This is a genomic window from Luteimonas sp. TWI662, assembly GCF_039673825.1.
Lineage (GTDB): Bacteria > Pseudomonadota > Gammaproteobacteria > Xanthomonadales > Xanthomonadaceae > Luteimonas.
The window spans coordinates 79,146-95,800 of sequence record NZ_JBDJMI010000016.1; the positions used below are offsets into that span (position 1 = coordinate 79,146).

General features: G+C 70.3%; 18 protein-coding genes. 10 read left to right on the forward strand and 8 right to left on the reverse strand.

Going from position 1 to position 16,655, the window contains the following annotated elements; all coding sequences use genetic code 11:
* The first annotated feature begins 12 nt into the window (after positions 1 to 12).
* From ABE488_RS12265 to ABE488_RS12285, 5 genes are all read left to right on the forward strand, one after another.
* Positions 13 to 957, forward strand: coding sequence for an acetaldehyde dehydrogenase (acetylating) (locus ABE488_RS12265; RefSeq protein WP_346441802.1), 945 nt, complete (start codon positions 13 to 15; stop codon positions 955 to 957).
* Positions 954 to 2,000, forward strand: a complete 1,047-nt coding sequence (dmpG, locus tag ABE488_RS12270) for a 4-hydroxy-2-oxovalerate aldolase (RefSeq protein WP_346441801.1) — start codon at positions 954 to 956, stop codon at positions 1,998 to 2,000. Before ABE488_RS12265 ends, dmpG begins: the two co-directional genes overlap by 4 nt.
* A complete protein-coding gene (dmpH, locus tag ABE488_RS12275; RefSeq protein WP_337243295.1) occupies positions 1,997 to 2,785 on the forward strand; it encodes a 2-oxo-3-hexenedioate decarboxylase in 789 nt (262 codons plus the stop codon). Before dmpG ends, dmpH begins: the two co-directional genes overlap by 4 nt.
* 88 nt (positions 2,786 to 2,873) lie before the next feature.
* Positions 2,874 to 4,259 (forward strand): DcaP family trimeric outer membrane transporter, encoded by a 1,386-nt coding sequence (locus ABE488_RS12280; RefSeq protein WP_346441800.1) that lies wholly within the window; start codon positions 2,874 to 2,876, stop codon positions 4,257 to 4,259.
* Between the two features lie 109 nt (positions 4,260 to 4,368).
* The gene (locus tag ABE488_RS12285) at positions 4,369 to 4,959 is read left to right on the forward strand and encodes an LON peptidase substrate-binding domain-containing protein (RefSeq protein WP_346441799.1); all 591 of its coding nucleotides are present in this window, start codon (positions 4,369 to 4,371) and stop codon (positions 4,957 to 4,959) included.
* On the opposite strand, the gene ABE488_RS12290 is transcribed toward ABE488_RS12285, so the two are convergent.
* A complete protein-coding gene (locus ABE488_RS12290) occupies positions 4,936 to 6,948 on the reverse strand; it encodes a bifunctional DedA family/phosphatase PAP2 family protein (RefSeq protein ID WP_346441798.1) in 2,013 nt (670 codons plus the stop codon). The two genes, ABE488_RS12285 and ABE488_RS12290, sit on opposite strands and share 24 nt — an antisense overlap.
* Before the next feature lie 95 nt (positions 6,949 to 7,043).
* Here ABE488_RS12290 and ABE488_RS12295 point away from each other — a divergent pair, with 95 nt between their 5' ends.
* Together ABE488_RS12295 and ABE488_RS12300 are read left to right on the forward strand one after the other, a co-directional pair.
* Positions 7,044 to 7,715 (forward strand): serine/threonine protein kinase, encoded by a 672-nt coding sequence (locus ABE488_RS12295; RefSeq protein WP_346441797.1) that lies wholly within the window; start codon positions 7,044 to 7,046, stop codon positions 7,713 to 7,715.
* Positions 7,712 to 8,218: a DUF2867 domain-containing protein gene (locus ABE488_RS12300; RefSeq protein ID WP_346441796.1), complete on the forward strand. Its 507-nt coding sequence runs from the start codon at positions 7,712 to 7,714 to the stop codon at positions 8,216 to 8,218. Before ABE488_RS12295 ends, ABE488_RS12300 begins: the two co-directional genes overlap by 4 nt.
* 19 nt (positions 8,219 to 8,237) lie before the next feature.
* Here ABE488_RS12300 and ABE488_RS12305 read toward each other — a convergent pair whose 3' ends face one another.
* The gene (locus ABE488_RS12305; RefSeq protein ID WP_346441795.1) at positions 8,238 to 8,963 is read right to left on the reverse strand and encodes a hypothetical protein; all 726 of its coding nucleotides are present in this window, start codon (positions 8,961 to 8,963) and stop codon (positions 8,238 to 8,240) included.
* Between the two features lie 107 nt (positions 8,964 to 9,070).
* Here ABE488_RS12305 and ABE488_RS12310 point away from each other — a divergent pair, with 107 nt between their 5' ends.
* Both ABE488_RS12310 and ABE488_RS12315 read left to right on the forward strand, forming a co-directional pair.
* Positions 9,071 to 9,886 (forward strand): NAD(P)-dependent oxidoreductase, encoded by an 816-nt coding sequence (locus tag ABE488_RS12310; protein WP_346441794.1) that lies wholly within the window; start codon positions 9,071 to 9,073, stop codon positions 9,884 to 9,886.
* Positions 9,887 to 9,991: 105 nt separating this feature from the next.
* Entirely contained in the window at positions 9,992 to 11,218 is a 1,227-nt protein-coding gene (locus tag ABE488_RS12315; protein WP_346441793.1) for an acetylornithine transaminase, read from the forward strand.
* A 43-nt stretch (positions 11,219 to 11,261) separates the two neighbouring features.
* Here the strand turns inward: ABE488_RS12315 and ABE488_RS12320 are convergent, their stop codons facing one another.
* From ABE488_RS12320 to thiE, 4 genes are read right to left on the reverse strand one after another with little or no spacing between them, the layout of a single operon-like run.
* Positions 11,262 to 11,882, reverse strand: coding sequence for an HAD-IA family hydrolase (locus ABE488_RS12320; RefSeq protein WP_346441792.1), 621 nt, complete (start codon positions 11,880 to 11,882; stop codon positions 11,262 to 11,264).
* Complete coding sequence (locus tag ABE488_RS12325; RefSeq protein WP_346448603.1) at positions 11,879 to 12,778, reverse strand: ion transporter; 900 nt, start codon at positions 12,776 to 12,778, stop codon at positions 11,879 to 11,881. The genes ABE488_RS12320 and ABE488_RS12325 overlap by 4 nt, the downstream gene beginning before the upstream one ends.
* Entirely contained in the window at positions 12,775 to 14,070 is a 1,296-nt protein-coding gene (hemL, locus tag ABE488_RS12330) for a glutamate-1-semialdehyde 2,1-aminomutase (protein ID WP_346441789.1), read from the reverse strand. Before hemL ends, ABE488_RS12325 begins: the two co-directional genes overlap by 4 nt.
* Positions 14,071 to 14,096: 26 nt before the next feature.
* Entirely contained in the window at positions 14,097 to 14,726 is a 630-nt protein-coding gene (gene thiE / locus ABE488_RS12335; RefSeq protein WP_346441788.1) for a thiamine phosphate synthase, read from the reverse strand.
* 77 nt (positions 14,727 to 14,803) lie between these two features.
* Between thiE and ABE488_RS12340 the strand changes: the two genes are divergently transcribed.
* Positions 14,804 to 14,995: a rubredoxin gene (locus ABE488_RS12340; protein ID WP_346441787.1), complete on the forward strand. Its 192-nt coding sequence runs from the start codon at positions 14,804 to 14,806 to the stop codon at positions 14,993 to 14,995.
* Positions 14,996 to 15,032: 37 nt separating this feature from the next.
* On the opposite strand, the gene ABE488_RS12345 is transcribed toward ABE488_RS12340, so the two are convergent.
* Positions 15,033 to 15,833 carry a tetratricopeptide repeat protein gene (locus ABE488_RS12345; RefSeq protein ID WP_346441883.1) on the reverse strand — a complete coding sequence of 267 codons (801 nt, stop codon included), beginning with the start codon at positions 15,831 to 15,833 and terminating at the stop codon, positions 15,033 to 15,035.
* A 64-nt stretch (positions 15,834 to 15,897) separates the two neighbouring features.
* On the reverse strand, positions 15,898 to 16,344 hold the full coding sequence (locus tag ABE488_RS12350) for a DUF192 domain-containing protein (RefSeq protein ID WP_346448604.1): 447 nt from the start codon (positions 16,342 to 16,344) through the stop codon (positions 15,898 to 15,900).
* Positions 16,345 to 16,655 lie beyond the last annotated feature (311 nt).

Genomic DNA, 16,655 nt, shown 5'->3' on the forward strand with positions numbered 1-16,655 from the left:
CGAGGAGTCCCCATGCCCGTCAAGGCAGCCGTGATCGGTCCCGGCAACATCGGCACCGATCTGATGATCAAGATCCTGCGCCACGGCCAGCACCTGGCCATGGGCCCGCTGGTCGGCATCGATCCGGCCTCCGACGGGCTGGCGCGCGCGCGTGCGATGGGCGTGCAGACCTGCGATGCGGGCGTCGAGGGGCTGGTCGCCTCGCCGTTGTTCGACGACGTGCAGGTGGTGTTCGACGCCACGTCCGCCGGCGCGCATGTGCGCAATGACGCCGTGCTGCGCCAGGCGCGCCCGGACATCCGCGTGGTCGACCTCACGCCCGCCGCGATCGGTCCCTACTGCGTGCCGACCGTCAACCTCGAGGCGCATATCGACGCGCCGAACGTCAACATGGTCACCTGCGGGGGACAGGCGACGATTCCGATCGTTGCGGCCGTCGCCAGCGTCGCACCGGTGCACTACGCCGAGATCGTCGCCTCGATCTCCAGCCGCTCCGCAGGGCCGGGCACGCGCGCCAACATCGACGAGTTCACCGAGACCACGTCGCGTGCGATCGAGGCGGTGGGCGGGGCGCGCAAGGGCAAGGCGATCATCGTGCTCAATCCGGCCGAGCCGCCGTTGCTGATGCGCGATACGGTCTACGTGCTGTCCGACGAGGCCGACACGGCGACCATCGCCGCAGCGATCGAGGCGATGGTCGCCGACGTGGCGCGCCACGTGCCCGGCTATCGGCTCAAGCAGGCCGTGCAGTTCGAACGTATCGAGCGGCCCTGCAATGTGCCCGGGATCGGCCCGACGACGGGCCTGAAGACCTCAGTGTTCCTCGAGGTCGAGGGCGCCGCGCATTACCTGCCGGCCTACGCCGGCAATCTCGACATCATGACCTCCGCGGCCCTGGCCACCGGCGAGCGCATCGCCGCGCGCCTGGCAGCCGCGCAGCCGGAGCCGACCCGATGAACGACCGCAAGCTCACCATTTCCGACGTCACCCTGCGCGACGGCTCGCATGCGGTGCGCCACCAGTACACGCTGGATCAGGTGCGCCGGATCGCCGGCGCGCTCGATGCCGCGGGCGTGGATTCGATCGAGGTCGCGCACGGCGACGGCTTGCAGGGGGCGTCGTTCAACTACGGCTTCGGCGCGCACAGCGACGTCGAATGGATCGCGGCGGTCGCCGAGACGGTGCAGCACGCGAAGGTCGCGACCCTGCTGCTGCCGGGCATCGGCACGGTCCACGACCTGAAGAACGCCCACGCCGCCGGCGCCCGCGTGGTCCGCGTGGCCACCCATTGCACCGAGGCCGACGTCTCGCGCCAGCACATCGAGGCGGCCAATGCGCTGGGCATGGATGCGGTGGGCTTCTTGATGATGAGCCACATGGCCGAACCGGCCGCGCTCGCCGGCGAGGCGAAGAAGATGGAAAGCTACGGCGCCTCGTGCGTGTACGTCGTCGACTCGGGCGGGGCGCTGGGCATGCAGGATGTGCGCGCGCGCTTCCGCGCGTTCAAGGACGTGCTCGATGCGCGCACCCAGACCGGCATCCACGCCCACCACAACCTGTCGCTCGGTGTGGCCAACTCGATCGTCGCGGTCGAGGAAGGCTGCGACCGCATCGACGCCAGTCTGGCGGGCATGGGCGCAGGCGCCGGCAATGCCCCGCTCGAAGTGTTCATCGCCGCGGCCTCGCGGCTGGGCTGGCAGCACGGTTGCGACCTGCGCAGGCTGATGGACGCCGCCGACGACATCGTGCGCCCGCTGCAGGAGCGTCCGGTGCGCGTCGATCGCGAAACCCTGGCGCTGGGCTATGCCGGCGTGTATTCGAGCTTCCTGCGCCACGCGGAAGCCGCGGCCGAGCGCTTCGGCCTCAGCGCGGTCGACATCCTGGTCGAGCTGGGCAAGCGGCGCATGGTCGGCGGCCAGGAAGACATGATCGTCGACGTCGCGCTCGACATGGTGCGCGTGCGCGACCGTGCCGGCGCCCGCGAGGAGGCCACGGCATGAGCCTGTCACCGGAGACGGTCGCCCAATTGGCGACCCTGCTGCACGACGCCGAGCGCGACGTGCGCGACACGGTCAAGATCACCGATGCGCATCCCGAGCTGTCGATCGAGGACGCCTACCGCATCCAGGATGCGCTGCGCGCGCACAAGCAGGCGCGCGGTGTGCGCTGCGTCGGCATGAAGATGGGACTGACCTCGTACGCCAAGATGCAGCAGATGGGCGTCGAGACGCCGATCTACGGTTTTCTGGGCAGCGACAACGCGGTCGACGACGGCGCCGAGATCGAGGCCGCAAAGCTGATCCATCCCAAGGTCGAGGCCGAGATCGCCTTCGTGATGCGCGATGCATTGCAGGGGCCGGGCTGCACGCCCGAACAGGTCATGGCGGCGACGCTGTGCCTGCTGCCGGCGATCGAGGTCATCGACTCGCGCTACGAGAACTTCCGCTTCGACCTGCCCAGCGTGATCGCCGACAACACCTCGGCCGCGCGCTACGTGATCGGCTCGCGTCCGACCGCGCCGCAGGGCATCGACCTGGAGACCACGGGTGTGGTGCTGGAGAAGAACGGCCAGGTCGTCGAGGTCGGCGCTGGCGCCGCGGTGCTGGGCAATCCCGCGCTCGCGGTCGCGATGCTGGTCGACATGCTGCACGCCCGTGGCCAGTCGCTGCCGGCCGGCAGTGTCGTGCTCTCGGGTGCGATCACCGCCGCCGTTGCCGTCGAGGCGGGCGACAACGTCCAGGTCCGCGTCGACGGACTCGGCTCGACGGGCCTGCGCTTCGTCTGAGCCGCCGGGCCGGCCGCCGCGCCGGCGCCGCTGCTTTCGGTCGCCGCTCCAGCCCGGGGCGGGCCGCTGCTTGGGAGAGGGGAACCACATGTCCAGATCCAACGCGAAGCGATGGCTGTCGCCGATCGCCCTGGCCGTCGCGGCCGCCTGCATTGCGCCGGTATCGGCGCAGGACGTCGACGTCGCCGCGGTCGAGGCGCGACTGGGCCAGATGGAGCGCGAGATGCGCGAACTGCGCGCGCTGCTCGACAGTCATCGCGGCACCGCGACGCCGACGGCCACGACCGCGGCGGTGCCGACGACTGCGACCGCGGCCACCGCTCCGGCGGCGGCAGCTGCGGGCAGCGCGGCGCCCGCCCGCAACCCGATGATGCCCGGCGCAGCGCCCGGCACCACGTTCTCGTTCGGCGGCTTCATCAAGTTCGATGCGATGACCACGCGCACCAGCGACGGGCAGATCGCCGACGGCTCGCCCGGTCGGCTGTTCTACTTCCCCGGCGCGACCCCCGTCGCGGCCGACGGCCAGGGCCAGAGCAGCACCTACAGCGATGTGCACGCACAGTTCTCGCGCTTCTGGCTGGGCGCCGACACCGTCACCGACACCGGCAAGACGATCAAGGCCTACATCGAGGCCGACATGTATGGCGGCGGCAGCAACGCGCTGGCCGGCAACGAGGTGATCACCAACACCTATGCGCTGACCCTGCGCCAGGCCTACGTCAGCTACAACGGCTGGCTCGCCGGCCAGACATGGTCGAATTTCCAGGATGTCGCGGCGCTGCCCGATGCGGTCGACTTCACCGGGCCGTCCGAAGGCACCGTCTTCAACCGCCAGGCGCAGCTGCGCTACACGCGCGGCCCGTGGTCGGTCTCGGTGGAGAATCCGCAGACCACGGTGACCCCGTACCTGTCGCGTGCCGCGCGCTTCAACAGCGGTGACGACCGGCTGCCCGACGTCACCGCGCGCTGGATCACCCGCGGCGACTGGGGCCACTTCACCGTCGCCGGCCTGGCGCGTCGCTTCCGCAGCGGCGATGCCAGCGCGTCGGGCGCGGCGCTCAGCGTCTCGGGCCGGTTCAACCTCGGCGCCAACGACGATCTCCGCTACATGGTCAGCGGCGGCGACGGCATCGGCCGGTATCTCGGCTTCGCGCTTGGCAGCGACACCGTGCTCGACGCCGACGGCCGCCTGCACAGCCAACGCGGCTACGGCGGTTTTGCCGCGTGGCGGCACGCGTTCTCGCCCAAGTTGCGCGGCAATGTCATCTACTCGCTCGCCTCGCTCGACAACGACCCGCTGTTGACCGGCGGCAGCGTCACCGAGCGTGCGCAGTCGTTGCGCGTGAACATGATCTATTCGCCTGCGCGCAACCTCGACGTCGGCGGCGAATTGAGCTGGGCCGATCGTCGTCTGGAGAACGGCCTGGAAGGCGATCTGCAGCGCGTGCACACGCACATCAAGTACAGCTTCTGATCGGCGAGCGAGGCTGCCCGCACGCCGGCGCCAAAACGTGTCGGCGTGTGGCGCTTCGCATCCGGGGTCGGTGTGTGTGGGATGACGATCCCGGCGTGCAGCCACTACGATGGCCGGTATGACGACATCCGCTTCGCTGCCGCTGTTTCCGCTCGACGCCGTGCTGCTGCCCGGCGCGTCGCTGGCGCTGCGCGTGTTCGAGTCGCGCTATCTCGACATGCTCCGCGAATGCGGTCGTCGGGGCAGCAGCTTCGGGATCTGCCTGATCCTCGAGGGCGGCGAGGTCGGCGGGCCGGCAACGCCGGCCGGCGTCGGCACCGAAGCGTTGATCGAGGATTTCGACACCGGCGCCGATGGCTTGCTGCGGCTGCGTGTGCGCGGCGCACGACGCTTTCGCGTCGAGCGTACCCGCGTCCGCGACAACGGGCTGGTGGTTGCCGATGTCGACTGGTGCGCACCCGATCCGGCGATCGACCTGCAGCCCGAGCACGCCCTGCTGGGCGTGGTGCTGCGCAAGATCCTCGAACGCATCGACGGCGCCGACCGCGCGTTCCCCGAACCCAGGTTCGACGATGCGGCGTGGGTCGGTTGGCGGTTGGCCGAACTGCTGCCGCTGGCCGCCTCCCAGCGCCAGCAGCTGCTGCAGCAGGACGATCCGGACGTGCGCCTGGAGAGCCTACTGCGGCTGGTCGACGACTGAGCCGTCGCCGGCGATGCGCAGCCGCAAGGTCGGTACGCCCGATTGCGGATGCACGTCCTCGCGCCATTCGAACCCCGTCAGCACGTCGCGCAAGCCCAGATGCACGCCGTGCGCATCGGGCTGCGGCTGCCATAGGCTGAATAGGCCGAGCGGTCGGGTCAGCAGCATCGACTGGCTGGTGCCCAGCCACAGCGGCTGCGCATCGTCGAGCTGCACCGGGGCGCGCCACAGCCGCAGGACCTCGATCCGGGATTCGTCGGTCACCCGACGCATCAACAGCGATTCGGCATTGGTATCGAGCGTGGCCGGCAGCACCGGCTTGTTGGCAGATGGCACATCGTCGTCGAGCAGATTGAGCACCTGCATCCAGTCGGCCTGCGGCTGAACCTCCCAGCCCTGCGCCTGGAGCCGGGCCTGCAGCGGCGACAGCGGGCCGGCGACCTGCAGGTCCAGCGGCCAGCGATGGGCCGGGTCGCGCTCGCGCAACTGGCCGGGCAACTGCGCCCAGTCGCGTGCCCACCAGTCCCCGACCGTCATGGTCCACGCCGGGGGGGATGCGACGAAACGCGCCAGCAACGGATCGACCGCGCGCGGCGCATGCCACAGCGCGGCCAGCGCGAAGGTGACATAGAAGATCGTCGCCACCGGCCGCATCCAGAACGAGCGGTCCACATGGCGGCGATAGGCGATGCCCAGCACCAGCAGCCAGACGATGCCCAGCAACATGCCGCCGACGATGTCGCTGAGCCAGTGCGCGCCCAGGTACAGCCGCGCAAAGCCCAGCACCGCGACCACCGCGCCCGACACCAGGTACGGCCAGACCCGCGAGCGACCGGGCAGCTCGCGTGCGATCAGCACCGCAAAGAAGCCGAAGACGATCGTCGCCATCGTGATCTCGACCGCCGGGAAGCCGAAGCCACCGTGCGCGGTCGGCGGCCTGGGCATGTCGATCACCGCGCCCAGCAGCGCGGTCAGCGCCATGCCGAAGGCCAGCGCCGCCAGCCAATGCGCCGCGCCCAGCCAGCGGCGCCGCCAGATCAACCAGCCGAGCGTCAATGCGACCGCCGGACCGAGCACATGCACATCGCCGATCGAGGCCAGGCCGGCCATCAGCCGGTCCGCCAGCGGGTTGCGCAGTTCGTACATGAACTGGAACACGGTCTGGTCGAGCAGCAGCGGCTCGCCGCGCATGATCACCGTTGCGAGCAAGGCGAACCAGGCCCAGCCGATCGCCAGCAGGCAGACCGCCAGGATCGCCAGCGAAGCCGATTCCGGGCGCCGCGGATCGACCAGCGCCGCTGCGTAGCGACCCAGCCGTGGATGGTGACGCGTCCAGCCGAGCAAGCGCGCGAGCAGGCTGTTGGCGTGCGCGTCGAACCAGCGATAGGTGTAGAGCACGATCGCCCAGGCCAGCGCCAGCACCGCGACCAGCGCACCGAGCACGATCGCCAGCCGGTCGGCGACCGCGGCGACCGCATCATAGGATGCGCCGAACAGCCAGCCCGGCGCCAGGAACAGCGCGCCCCACGACAGGCAGGCCACGCCGCTGACCGGCAGGTAGCGCCGCAACGGCATCTTCGCGATGCCGGCGATCGCGGGCACGAACGGCCGGATGGCGCCGACGTAGCGCGCGATCAGGATGCTCTTGATGGCGTTGCGGCGGAACAGGGTCTCGCCGCGATCGAGCAGCTGCGGAAACTTGTGGAACGGCCACACCGTCCGCAGCCCGTGGCCCCAGCGGCGGCCGACCCAGTAGCTCAGCCCGTCGCCGGCCAGTGCGCCGAGCGCGGCGCAGGCGACCGCATACGGGCCGGAGATCTCGCCCAGGCCGATCAGCACGCCGATCGCGAACAGCAGGGGCAGCGCCGGCACGATGGCGCCGAGCACGATGACCGAGTCGCAGAAGGCGATCAGGAAGATCACGATGCCGGCCGCGACCGGGTGGTCGCCGACCCACCCGATGAGGCTGTTGAAGAAGTCGCTGAGCATCGCGCCATTATGGCAGGGCATCGCGCTCGGCCCGCCTTGTCCCCACCCCTGCGTCGGCCGACGTTAACCCCCGGCCCGATCCGTACAATGCGGCCATGTCATCGCCCGTCGACTCCGCCACCGAGGTACGCGCGCTCAAGTCCGACAGCTTCGGCCGCATCGCGCTGATGCGCGGTGCCGACGGCGGCCTGTTCGTGCGCCGGGACCTGCGCCACGTGCCGCTGTGGCTGCGGCTGCCGGCCTGGTGGCTGGCGCGCCGCGAGGCGCGCGGGCTGGCCCGCGTGCGCGGCATGGCCGACGTGCCCCAGCTGCTGCGCTGGGACGGGCGGCGGCTCGACCGCAGCTACATGGCCGGTGCGGCGATGTACCAGCGTCCGCCGCACGGCGATCTGGCCTATTTCCGCCACGCGCGGCGCCAGTTGCAGGCGCTGCATCGGCGCGGCCTGGCGCACAACGACCTGGCCAAGGAGGCGAACTGGCTGGTGCTCGACGATGGCCGGCCGGCGATCATCGACTTCCAGCTCGCCGTCGTCGGCGCGCCGCGTTCGCGCTGGATGCGGCTGCTCGCGCGCGAGGACCTGCGTCACCTGCTCAAACACAAGCGCACCTATTGCCGCGCCGCGCTCACCCCGGTCGAGCAGCGCCTGCTGCGGCGGCGCTCCTGGGTGCGCGATCTGTGGTTCCGCACCGGCAAGCCGGTCTATCGCGTGGTCACCCGCAAGCTGTTGAAGTGGGAAGACAACGAAGGCCAAGGCCCCAAGCCTTGACGCCGTGCGTGGTGTCCGGTGTGCCCGACGCGCGCAGTGCGCTGTACGCGCAGTTGCCCGGCGCCGATTTCCGCCATGCCAGCCGGGTCCAGACCATGCGTGGCGGCCGTACGGCATTGCAGGCCTATCGCGACCTCGCCGCCGCCGTTCCGGGCTGGTTCGATGGCCTGATGGCGGTGCGCAATCGCAGCCTGCGGCTGTTGGGCATGAAGGACCTGGGCGCGCTGCGCGCGGTGCAGGCGAGCGACACGCCGCGGCCGGGCGAGCGCCTCGGCATCTTCACCCTGCAGGCGCTGTGCGACGCGGCGATCGTGCTCGAAGACGACGACCGGCATCTACGCGTCCAGTTGGCGGTGCAATGGCATGACGAGGCCATGCTCGAAGTGGCCACGGTCGTGCACGTCCACAATGCGTTCGGGCATCTGTACATGCAGCCCGTCGCACCGATCCATCGGCTGATCGTGCCGCACCTGCTCCAGCGCCAGGTGCGCGCCTACAGCTGAGCGTGGGCCGTCAGAACCGTCAGTCGGCCCCGCGCAATGCCAAGAGGTGACGTCCGATGTACCGGCGGTCGGCGTCGAAGTCGTAGCCCAGCGCCAGCGTGCCGAGGTCCTCGCAGGCATGGCAGCTGCGCATCGGGATCTCGAAACGCAGGCGCAGGCCGCCGTCGGCCAGGGCTTGGCTGCCTGCGGCCTTGGCCGGCGCGAACGGCACCGCATCGGGATGCGCCTCGAAGAATGCACCGAGGTCGGGATGCGAGCGCCCCGCGCCGTCCGGCAGCACATCCTCGTCCACATCCACCGCGTGGCCGTCGGCATCGACCAGCCACAAACCCTCGTTGGTGTTGGCGCGGAACGGATAGGTGATCTGTGCATGGCCCACACCGTCGATCGAGCGCCAGCCGCTGACATGGCCAGGGTCGCCGAGTGCGATCAGGCGGGTGGTCGCGGCCAGCGCCTCGGGCGAGGCTCCGCCGGCGCGCATGGTCGACAGCATGCAGTCGTCGATCGTTGCCGTACCGGTGCGGCAGGCCGACAGGTCGCCCTGCCAGACCGACGCCGGCCCCACCACCAGATCGTCGCCGTCTGCGACCGTGTCCGGCTCCGTGGGCGCCTGCATCGATGCGGCCTCCGAGGCCGGCTGCGCAGCAGGGCGTGCGGCCGATGCAGGGCCGTCGGCGGCATCAGGCGTCGCGCCGCCGCAGGCGGCCAGCGACAGGGCGAACAGGGCGAGAGCGGCACGGCGCATCGACAGGACCCGGGTCGGAAGGGCCGGTCAGTATCGCGCCGCCGCCTGAACGCGGCCAGCGCCGCGCGCGCATAATGCGTCCGACCACTCCATCGACGGGACTTGGCATGTCCACACTGGCCGGCAAGACGCTCTTCATCACCGGTGCCTCGCGCGGCATCGGTCTGGCGATCGCCCTGCGCGCTGCGCGCGATGGCGCCAACGTCGCGATCGCCGCGAAGTCGTCGGTGCCCAACCCCAGGCTGCCGGGTACCATCCACAGCGCGGCCGACGCGGTGAACGCGGCGGGCGGCCAGGCCCTGGCACTCAAGTGCGACATTCGCGACGAGGACCAAGTGCGGGCCGCAGTCGCCGCCACCGTCGACGCCTTCGGCGGGATCGACATCTTGGTCAACAACGCCAGCGCGATCTGGCTGCGCGGCACCCTCGACACGCCGATGAAGCGCTTCGACCTGATGCAGCAGGTCAACGCCCGCGGCAGCTTCCTGTGCGCGCAGGCCTGCCTGCCGCATCTGCTTGCCGCCCCCGAACCGCACATCCTGACCCTGTGCCCGCCGCCGTCGCTCGATCCCAAGTGGTGGGCGCCGCACACCGGCTACACGCTGGCCAAGATGGGCATGAGCTTCGTCACGCTGGGCCTGGCGGCCGAGTTCGGCCCGCAGGGGGTCGCGGTCAATGCGTTGTGGCCGCGCACTCTGATCGGCACCGATGCCTTGAACATGATTCCCGGCGTCGAGCGCGGCAACGGCCGCAGCCCGGCGATCATGGGCGATGCGGCGCACGCGATCCTGGTACGGCGCGCTGCCGGCTTCCACGGCCAATTCCTGATCGACGACGAGGTGCTGCGCGAGGCGGGGGTCGAGGACTTTTCGCACTACGCGCTCGATCCGAGCCAGCCCTTGCTGCCCGACCTGTTCCTGTAAGCGCGTCCACGCGCCTTCGGCCCGTGGATTCCGCGAATCGGCGGTCCGGTCGGCGCCCGAATGCGCGAGAATGCGCGATTCCACTCCCCGAGCGATTTCCCCGGCATGAGCACCGCGACCGACGCCCCGCTGTCCCTGGCCCGTTATGTCCTGCCGGTGTACCGGCCGCGCGCGCTCGTGCTCGAACGCGGCCAGGGCGCACGCCTGTGGGACGACGCCGGTCGCGAGTACGTGGACCTGTCGGCGGGGATCGCCGTGTGCGGCCTCGGTCACAACGATCCCGACCTCCTCAAAGCACTGGTCGAGCAGGCCGGCAAGCTGTGGCACACCAGCAACGTGTTCTACAGCGCACCGCCGCTGCAGCTGGCGGCCGAACTGGTCGAGGCCAGCGGCTTCGCCACGCGCACATTCCTGTGCAACTCCGGGGCCGAGGCCAACGAGGCGGCGATCAAGCTGGTGCGCAAGTGGGCTGCGGCGCAGGGCCGCAGCCCCGATCGCCGCGTGATCGTCACCTGCCGCGGCAGCTTCCACGGTCGCACCCTGGCCACGGTCACCGCGACCGCGCAGCCCAAGTACCAGGCCGGCTACGAGCCGCTGCCCGGCGGCTTCCGCTACGTGGACTTCAACGACATCGCACAGCTCGAAGCGGCCATGGCCGGTGGCGACGTCGCCGCGGTGATGCTCGAGCCGGTGCAGGGCGAGGGCGGGGTGATGCCCGCTGCCGATGGTTACCTGGCGGCCGTGCGCGCGCTGTGCGATCGCCACGACGCCTTGCTGGTGCTCGACGAGATCCAGTGCGGCATGGGACGCACCGGCACGCTGTTCGCATTCCAGCAGGACGGCGCGACGCCCGACATCGTCACCCTGGCCAAGGCGCTCGGCGGCGGCTTTCCGATCGGCGCGCTGTTGGCCGGGCCGAAGGTCAGCGATGCCATGCAGTTCGGCGACCACGGCACCACGTTCGGTGGCAACCCACTGGCCGCCGCAGTCGCGCGCGTCGCGCTGCGCAAGCTCGCATCCAAGCAGATCGCCGAGAACGTGGCGCGCCAGTCGCGCGCGCTGCGCGATGGTCTGGCCGCGCTCGATGCCGAGTTCGGTCTGTTCTCCGAGGTCCGTGGCCGCGGCTTGATGCTCGGCGCCGTGCTGCGCCCCGAGCACGCCGGACAGGCCGCCGCGATCCTCGACCGCGCCGCGCACCACGGCCTGCTGCTGCTGCAGGCCGGGCCCGACGTGCTGCGCTTCGTGCCGGCGCTCAATATCACCGACGCCGACATCGCCGAAGGCCTGGCGCGCCTGCGCGCCGCGCTGGCCGATCATCTCGCGGCGGGGTGATGGGTGGCGGCGCATGCTGCGCCGATCGCATCGTATGGGCTGTCTAGGGCAGCCCATGCCGCCGCAGCACCCGCCGCAGCGAGCGCGCGTCGTGCACGGTGTCGGCCTGCAGCCCGGCGGCGCGTGCACCGCGCACGTTGGCGAACAGATCGTCGACGAACAGCGCGTGCCGGGCCTCGACGCCGAAGTGCGCGAGCGCCCGCTCGAAGATCGCGCGCTCGGGCTTGCGCGCCTGTAGCGCGCCGCTGCACAGCACACGGCCGTCGAGCGCCGGGAACAGTGGCGCGACGATGCGGCGCATCGCCTCGGCCATCAGCGCGCCGTTGTTGCTGAGCACGCCGATCGGCACGCGCTGTGCGACCAACGTCACAAGCGCCAGGACCGCGGGATCCACGCGGCTGGCGCTCACGCGTGCGTCGATCCACGTCTTGGCGTCGATGCTGCCGCCCAGTGCCGCGCCCAGCCGCTGCAGATAGGTCGCGGTGTCGATCGCGCCACTGTCGTAGGCCCGCTCCAGACCCGAATCCAACAGCGCCGCGTCGACCCGGGCTGCCGAGCAGCCTGCGGCGCGTGCCAGCGCGGCCAAGCGTGTCGCATGCGTGTAGTGCGCAAGCACGCCGTCGAAGTCGAACAGCACCAGCGCCGGTCGGGGCCGCGCGCTCAATGCGAAGCGTCGTCCGCGGGCAGGCTGTGGCCGCAATGCCGGCAATACAGCGCACCCTGTTCGTGGTCGGTCAGCGCACACCCGTCGCAGCGGACGTGGCGCCGCTTCGGACGCAGGGTGCTGGCGAGTTCGGCGGTGTAGATGCCGGTCGGCACGGCGATGATGCTGTAGCCGATCAGGATCAGGATCGAAGTGATGAAACGGCCGAACGGCGTGCCCGGGGAGATGTCGCCGAAGCCGACGGTGCCCATCGTCACGACCGCCCAGTACATGCCGGTCGGGATCGACGTGAAGCCGTGCGCCGGGCCTTCGATGACGTACATCAGCGCGCCGAAGATGACCACGATCGTCACCACCGTGCACACGAAGACCGCGATCTTGCGCCGACTGCGCACCAGGGCGCCGATCAGCACCCCAGCCTCGGACGAGTACTGCACCAGTTTGAGGACGCGGAAGATGCGCAACAGCCGCAGGACCCGAATCACCAGCAGGTACTGGCTGCCGGCGACCAGCAGCGACAGATAGCTGGGCAGGATCGCCAGCAGGTCGATGACGCCGAAAAAGCTCGTGGCGTAACGCAACGGACGCCGGACGGCCCACAGGCGGAGGCAGTACTCGATCGTGAACAGGACGGTGAACACCCATTCCGCGACCAGCAACGCCTGGTGCCAGCGCGCCTTGATCGACGGTTCGCTGTCGAGCAGAACGACGACGACGCTGGTCACGATCGTCGCGATCAGGGCGAGATCGAAGTTGCGTTCGGCGGGCGTGTCGTGGTGGAACAGCAACCGATAGCAGAGGTTGCGAACCCCCGTCGGGCTGCCGGGCAGGAAGTCGCGTTCGAACACGCTGGCCTGCGGATCGGACGTCTGCGCCGGGCCGCCCGCCGGCTTCATGACGCCCCGACGATCGGGAATGCGCTGCGAGCGGCTTCGAGGGTCGCGCCGATCACATCGGCATTGTGCGCCGAGGACAGGAACCCGGCCTCGAACGCCGACGGCGCGAGGAACACGCCGCGTTCGAGCATCGCTTGGAAGAACCGGTTGAAGGCCGCCGTGTCGCAGGCGACGGCCTGCGCATAGGTGTCCACACTCGGCTGGTCGGTGAAGAACAGCCCGAACATCGCGCCGACGCGGGTGGTCGTGAACGGCACGCCGGCTTCGCGCGCCGCCGCTTCCAGGCCGTCGCAGAGCGTGTGCGTCGCGGCCTCGAGCGCATCGTGGAAGCCCGGCTCGGAAATCAGGTCGAGCATCGCCAACCCGGCCGCCATCGCCACCGGATTGCCGCTCAGGGTGCCGGCCTGATAGATCGGGCCGGCCGGTGCGATCTGTTCCATCAATGCGCGCCGGCCGCCATAGGCACCCACCGGCATGCCGCCGCCGATGATCTTGCCGAACGTGCTCAGGTCCGGCGTCACCCCGTAGCGCGCCTGCGCGCCGCCGAGCGCGACGCGGAAGCCGGTCATCACCTCGTCGAAGATCAGCAGCGCACCGTGCTGCGTGCACAACGCGCGCAGATGCTGCAGGTAGCCCTCGCGCGGCGGCAGGCAGTTGGCGTTGCCGACCACCGGTTCGATGATCAGCCCGGCGATCTGGTCGCCGGCGCGCGCGAACAACTCGGTGGCGGCGTCGAAGTCGTTGTAGGGCAGGGTCAGCGTGAGATCGGCCAGCGCCTTGGGCACGCCCGGCGAGGTCGGCACGCCGAAGGTCAGCGCGCCACTGCCGGCCTTGACCAGGAACGAATCGCCGTGGCCGTGGTAGCAGCCTTCGAACTTCACGATGCAGCTGCGACCGGTCGCGCCGCGCGCCAGGCGGATCGCCGACAGCGTGGCCTCGGTGCCCGAATTGACCATGCGCACCATCTCGCACGAGGGCACCAGCGCGGTGATGCGCTCGGCCATCGTCACCTCGGCGGGGCACGGCGCGCCGAACGACAGTCCATCGCCGATCGCGCGCTTGACTGCCTGCCGCACCTCGGGGTGGTTGTGGCCGACGATCATCGGGCCCCAGGAGCCGACGTAGTCGATGTAGCGATTGTCGTCGACGTCGAACAGGTACGGGCCGTCGGCGCGCTGCACGAAGAACGGTTCGCCGCCGACCGACTTGAACGCGCGCACCGGCGAATTGACGCCGCCGGGCAGCAGCGTGCGGGCGCGGGCGAACAGAGCTTGCGAACGGGCGGTATCCATGACGACTCCAGAAAAGAGGGGCGGGCTCAGAGCCCGAAGCAGGCGCGGTAGGCGCGCGCGGCGCCGGCGGGGTGCGGCGCATCGAAGACGCCGCTGACGACGGCGACCAGATCCGCGCCGGCCGCGACGAGCGTGCGTGCATTGTCCGGGGTGATGCCGCCGATCGCCACCCGCGGCACACCCAGCGCGGCCGCCTCGCGCAGCAGTGCGGGACGTGCGCGCCGCGCCGCCGGCTTGGTGGGCGAGGGATAGAAGCTGCCGAAGGCGACGTAGCTGGCGCCGGACTCGACCGCGCGCACAGCGAGTGCGCCGTCGTCGTAGCAGGACGCGCCGAGGATCGCCTGCGCACCCAGCGCCGCCCGCGCCTCGACGAGCGCGCCATCGTCCTCGCCCAGATGTGCGCCGTCGGCGCCGAGTTCGGCCGCCAGCCGCCAGTCGTCGTTCACCAGCAACGGCACGCCGGTGGCCCGGCACAGCCCCAGCAATGCGCTGGCCTGCGCCCGTCGCAGCGCTGCGTCGGCGCGCTTGTTGCGGTACTGCAGCCAGGTCGCATGCGGCAGCACGCTGGCGACCCGCGCCAGCAGCCGTGCGGTGTCGATCTCATCAGGTGTAAGGAGGTACAGCCCGCGCGGCGGCTCGATCGGGGAAGCGTTCATCGGCATGGGTTCCGGTCCACGGGACGCGATGGGACAATGCGGCTCCGGACCGACACCGCTGCAGCCGCCATTATCCGATGAACGACACTTCGACGCAGACCGCCTACCGCACGTGGATGTGTGTGGTCTGCGGTTTCCTCTACGACGAGGCGGCGGGCCTGCCCGAGGAGGGCATCGCGCCGGGCACGCGCTGGGAAGATGTGCCCGAGACCTGGACCTGTCCCGACTGCGGCGTGACCAAGGACGACTTCGAGATGATGGTGCTCTGAGTCCACGTCGCTCGGCCGGGCGCGCGCTCGCGGCGGGTCAGTGCGCGCGATGGCGATGCAGGCCGGCCTCGACCAACCGCTCACGGATCGCATCGGCATCCTCGGCCTCGGGCGCCGCCTGCAGGTAGCGGGCCAGGTCGTCGCGCGCGCCCGCCATGTGCCCCAGCGCCAGGTAGGCGAGCCCGCGGTCGCGCAGTGCATCGCATACGCCCGGATGCAGGGTCAGCAGGCGGTCGGCGCAGCGCGCCGCGCGCGCCCAGTCGCCCGCCTCACGATAGCCCGCATGCAGATTGCGCAGGATCCGCATCACCGTCGCGCGTGCCGTGGCCGGGCGCAGCAGCGCGGCAAGTGCGTCGTCGTCGGGCGCCGCCCCGCCCAGGTGCGCCGCCGCACGCATGCGCAACTCGTCGATGTCGAGCGGCCGCCCGCCGTTGAACGGGTCCATGATCAGCATGCCGTCGCCGACCGGTAGCCGGACCAGGAAGTGGCCGGGAAACGAGATGCCCGTCAGCGGGACGCCGAGCCGGCGCGCGACCTCGCACTGCACGATCGCCAGCGAGATCGGATTGCCGAGCCGACGCGCGATCACATCGCTCAGGTAGCTGTTGCGGGGATCGTAGTAGGTCGCCTGGTCGCCGGTGTAGCCCACCTCTTCGAACAGGTGCCGGTTGATCGCCTGCATCTTCAAGGGGCCGGCCTCGATCGCATCGACCTCGATCCGCAGATGCGCCGCATGCGCCTGCATCCGGGCCACGAACGGGCGCGCGTCGAGGTCCGGGTACTCGTCGCGCGCGACCAGCAAGGCCGCCTCGAATAGCGGCAACGCGGCGGGCGCCATCCCGCCGACCTGCGCCCAGGTCAGCGGCGGCTGCTCCGGCGTCTGGCTGCGCCCCGCGGATCGTTCAAGGCACATGGATCGCCGGCGACAGCGTCAGCACTGCGCCATCGCGCAGGCCGATGCGCTGCGCCTCGCCGGCATTGAGTTCGAGCACGTAGCGCGCCGGCGCCTTGCTGGGATACGAAGGGCAGCGGTTGCCGGCCGAGCACGGCGGCACGTCGCGTTGCTGGGAGACCAGGCGGCGCTCGCCATCGAAGTACAGGATGTCGAGCGCGATGCGGGTGTTCTTCATCCAATAGGCCTGCGGCGCCTCGGTCTCGTGCACGAACAGCATGCCGTGGCCGTCGGCGAGCGTATCGCGGAACATCAGGCCACGGGCGCGGGCCTCGTCGGTACTGGCGATTTCCACCTGATACCGGTGGCCCGCCAGCTCGACCCAGGGCGTACCGCTCGCACATGCAGGCAGCAGCGCCGCGAACAGACACAGCATCAGGACACGGATCGCACGCATGGCCAAGTCGCCTCGAAGGAGAAGCCCACACCTTTGGACAAGCGCCGACGGCGGTCAAGGTGGCGGCGGTGAAAATAACGCTATGCAAATGTGACGGTCTTGTGCACAATGCGCGCCCCGCAACGCTGCGTCGACGCTGAGGTCGGCCAGGGAAGCGGGGACCGGTCGGACTTCTGGGGTTTCACAGGGAGTTGACAGATCGGGAAGCTGCGCTAAGATGGGCGGCTCCTTCGGCGGAAACGAACTTCGGTTCGGGGCACGAAGGGAAGGCAAGAAGATTCACCGAAAGGTGTTGACGAATGCCAAAACCG

What these genes read in the sequence shown, in the direction of transcription:
- ABE488_RS12265 (WP_346441802.1), top strand. Translation starts at nt 13, where the DNA reads ATGCCCGTCAAGGCAGCCGTGATCGGTCCCGGCAACATCGGCACCGAT.
- dmpG (WP_346441801.1), top strand. Translation starts at nt 954, where the DNA reads ATGAACGACCGCAAGCTCACCATTTCCGACGTCACCCTGCGCGACGGC.
- dmpH (WP_337243295.1), top strand. Translation starts at nt 1,997, where the DNA reads ATGAGCCTGTCACCGGAGACGGTCGCCCAATTGGCGACCCTGCTGCAC.
- ABE488_RS12280 (WP_346441800.1), top strand. Translation starts at nt 2,874, where the DNA reads ATGTCCAGATCCAACGCGAAGCGATGGCTGTCGCCGATCGCCCTGGCC.
- ABE488_RS12285 (WP_346441799.1), top strand. Translation starts at nt 4,369, where the DNA reads ATGGCCGGTATGACGACATCCGCTTCGCTGCCGCTGTTTCCGCTCGAC.
- ABE488_RS12290 (WP_346441798.1), bottom strand. Translation starts at nt 6,948, where the DNA reads ATGCTCAGCGACTTCTTCAACAGCCTCATCGGGTGGGTCGGCGACCAC.
- ABE488_RS12295 (WP_346441797.1), top strand. Translation starts at nt 7,044, where the DNA reads ATGTCATCGCCCGTCGACTCCGCCACCGAGGTACGCGCGCTCAAGTCC.
- ABE488_RS12305 (WP_346441795.1), bottom strand. Translation starts at nt 8,963, where the DNA reads ATGCGCCGTGCCGCTCTCGCCCTGTTCGCCCTGTCGCTGGCCGCCTGC.
- ABE488_RS12310 (WP_346441794.1), top strand. Translation starts at nt 9,071, where the DNA reads ATGTCCACACTGGCCGGCAAGACGCTCTTCATCACCGGTGCCTCGCGC.
- ABE488_RS12315 (WP_346441793.1), top strand. Translation starts at nt 9,992, where the DNA reads ATGAGCACCGCGACCGACGCCCCGCTGTCCCTGGCCCGTTATGTCCTG.
- ABE488_RS12325 (WP_346448603.1), bottom strand. Translation starts at nt 12,778, where the DNA reads ATGAAGCCGGCGGGCGGCCCGGCGCAGACGTCCGATCCGCAGGCCAGC.
- hemL (WP_346441789.1), bottom strand. Translation starts at nt 14,070, where the DNA reads ATGGATACCGCCCGTTCGCAAGCTCTGTTCGCCCGCGCCCGCACGCTG.
- thiE (WP_346441788.1), bottom strand. Translation starts at nt 14,726, where the DNA reads ATGAACGCTTCCCCGATCGAGCCGCCGCGCGGGCTGTACCTCCTTACA.
- ABE488_RS12340 (WP_346441787.1), top strand. Translation starts at nt 14,804, where the DNA reads ATGAACGACACTTCGACGCAGACCGCCTACCGCACGTGGATGTGTGTG.
- ABE488_RS12345 (WP_346441883.1), bottom strand. Translation starts at nt 15,833, where the DNA reads ATGGCGCCCGCCGCGTTGCCGCTATTCGAGGCGGCCTTGCTGGTCGCG.
- ABE488_RS12350 (WP_346448604.1), bottom strand. Translation starts at nt 16,344, where the DNA reads ATGCGTGCGATCCGTGTCCTGATGCTGTGTCTGTTCGCGGCGCTGCTG.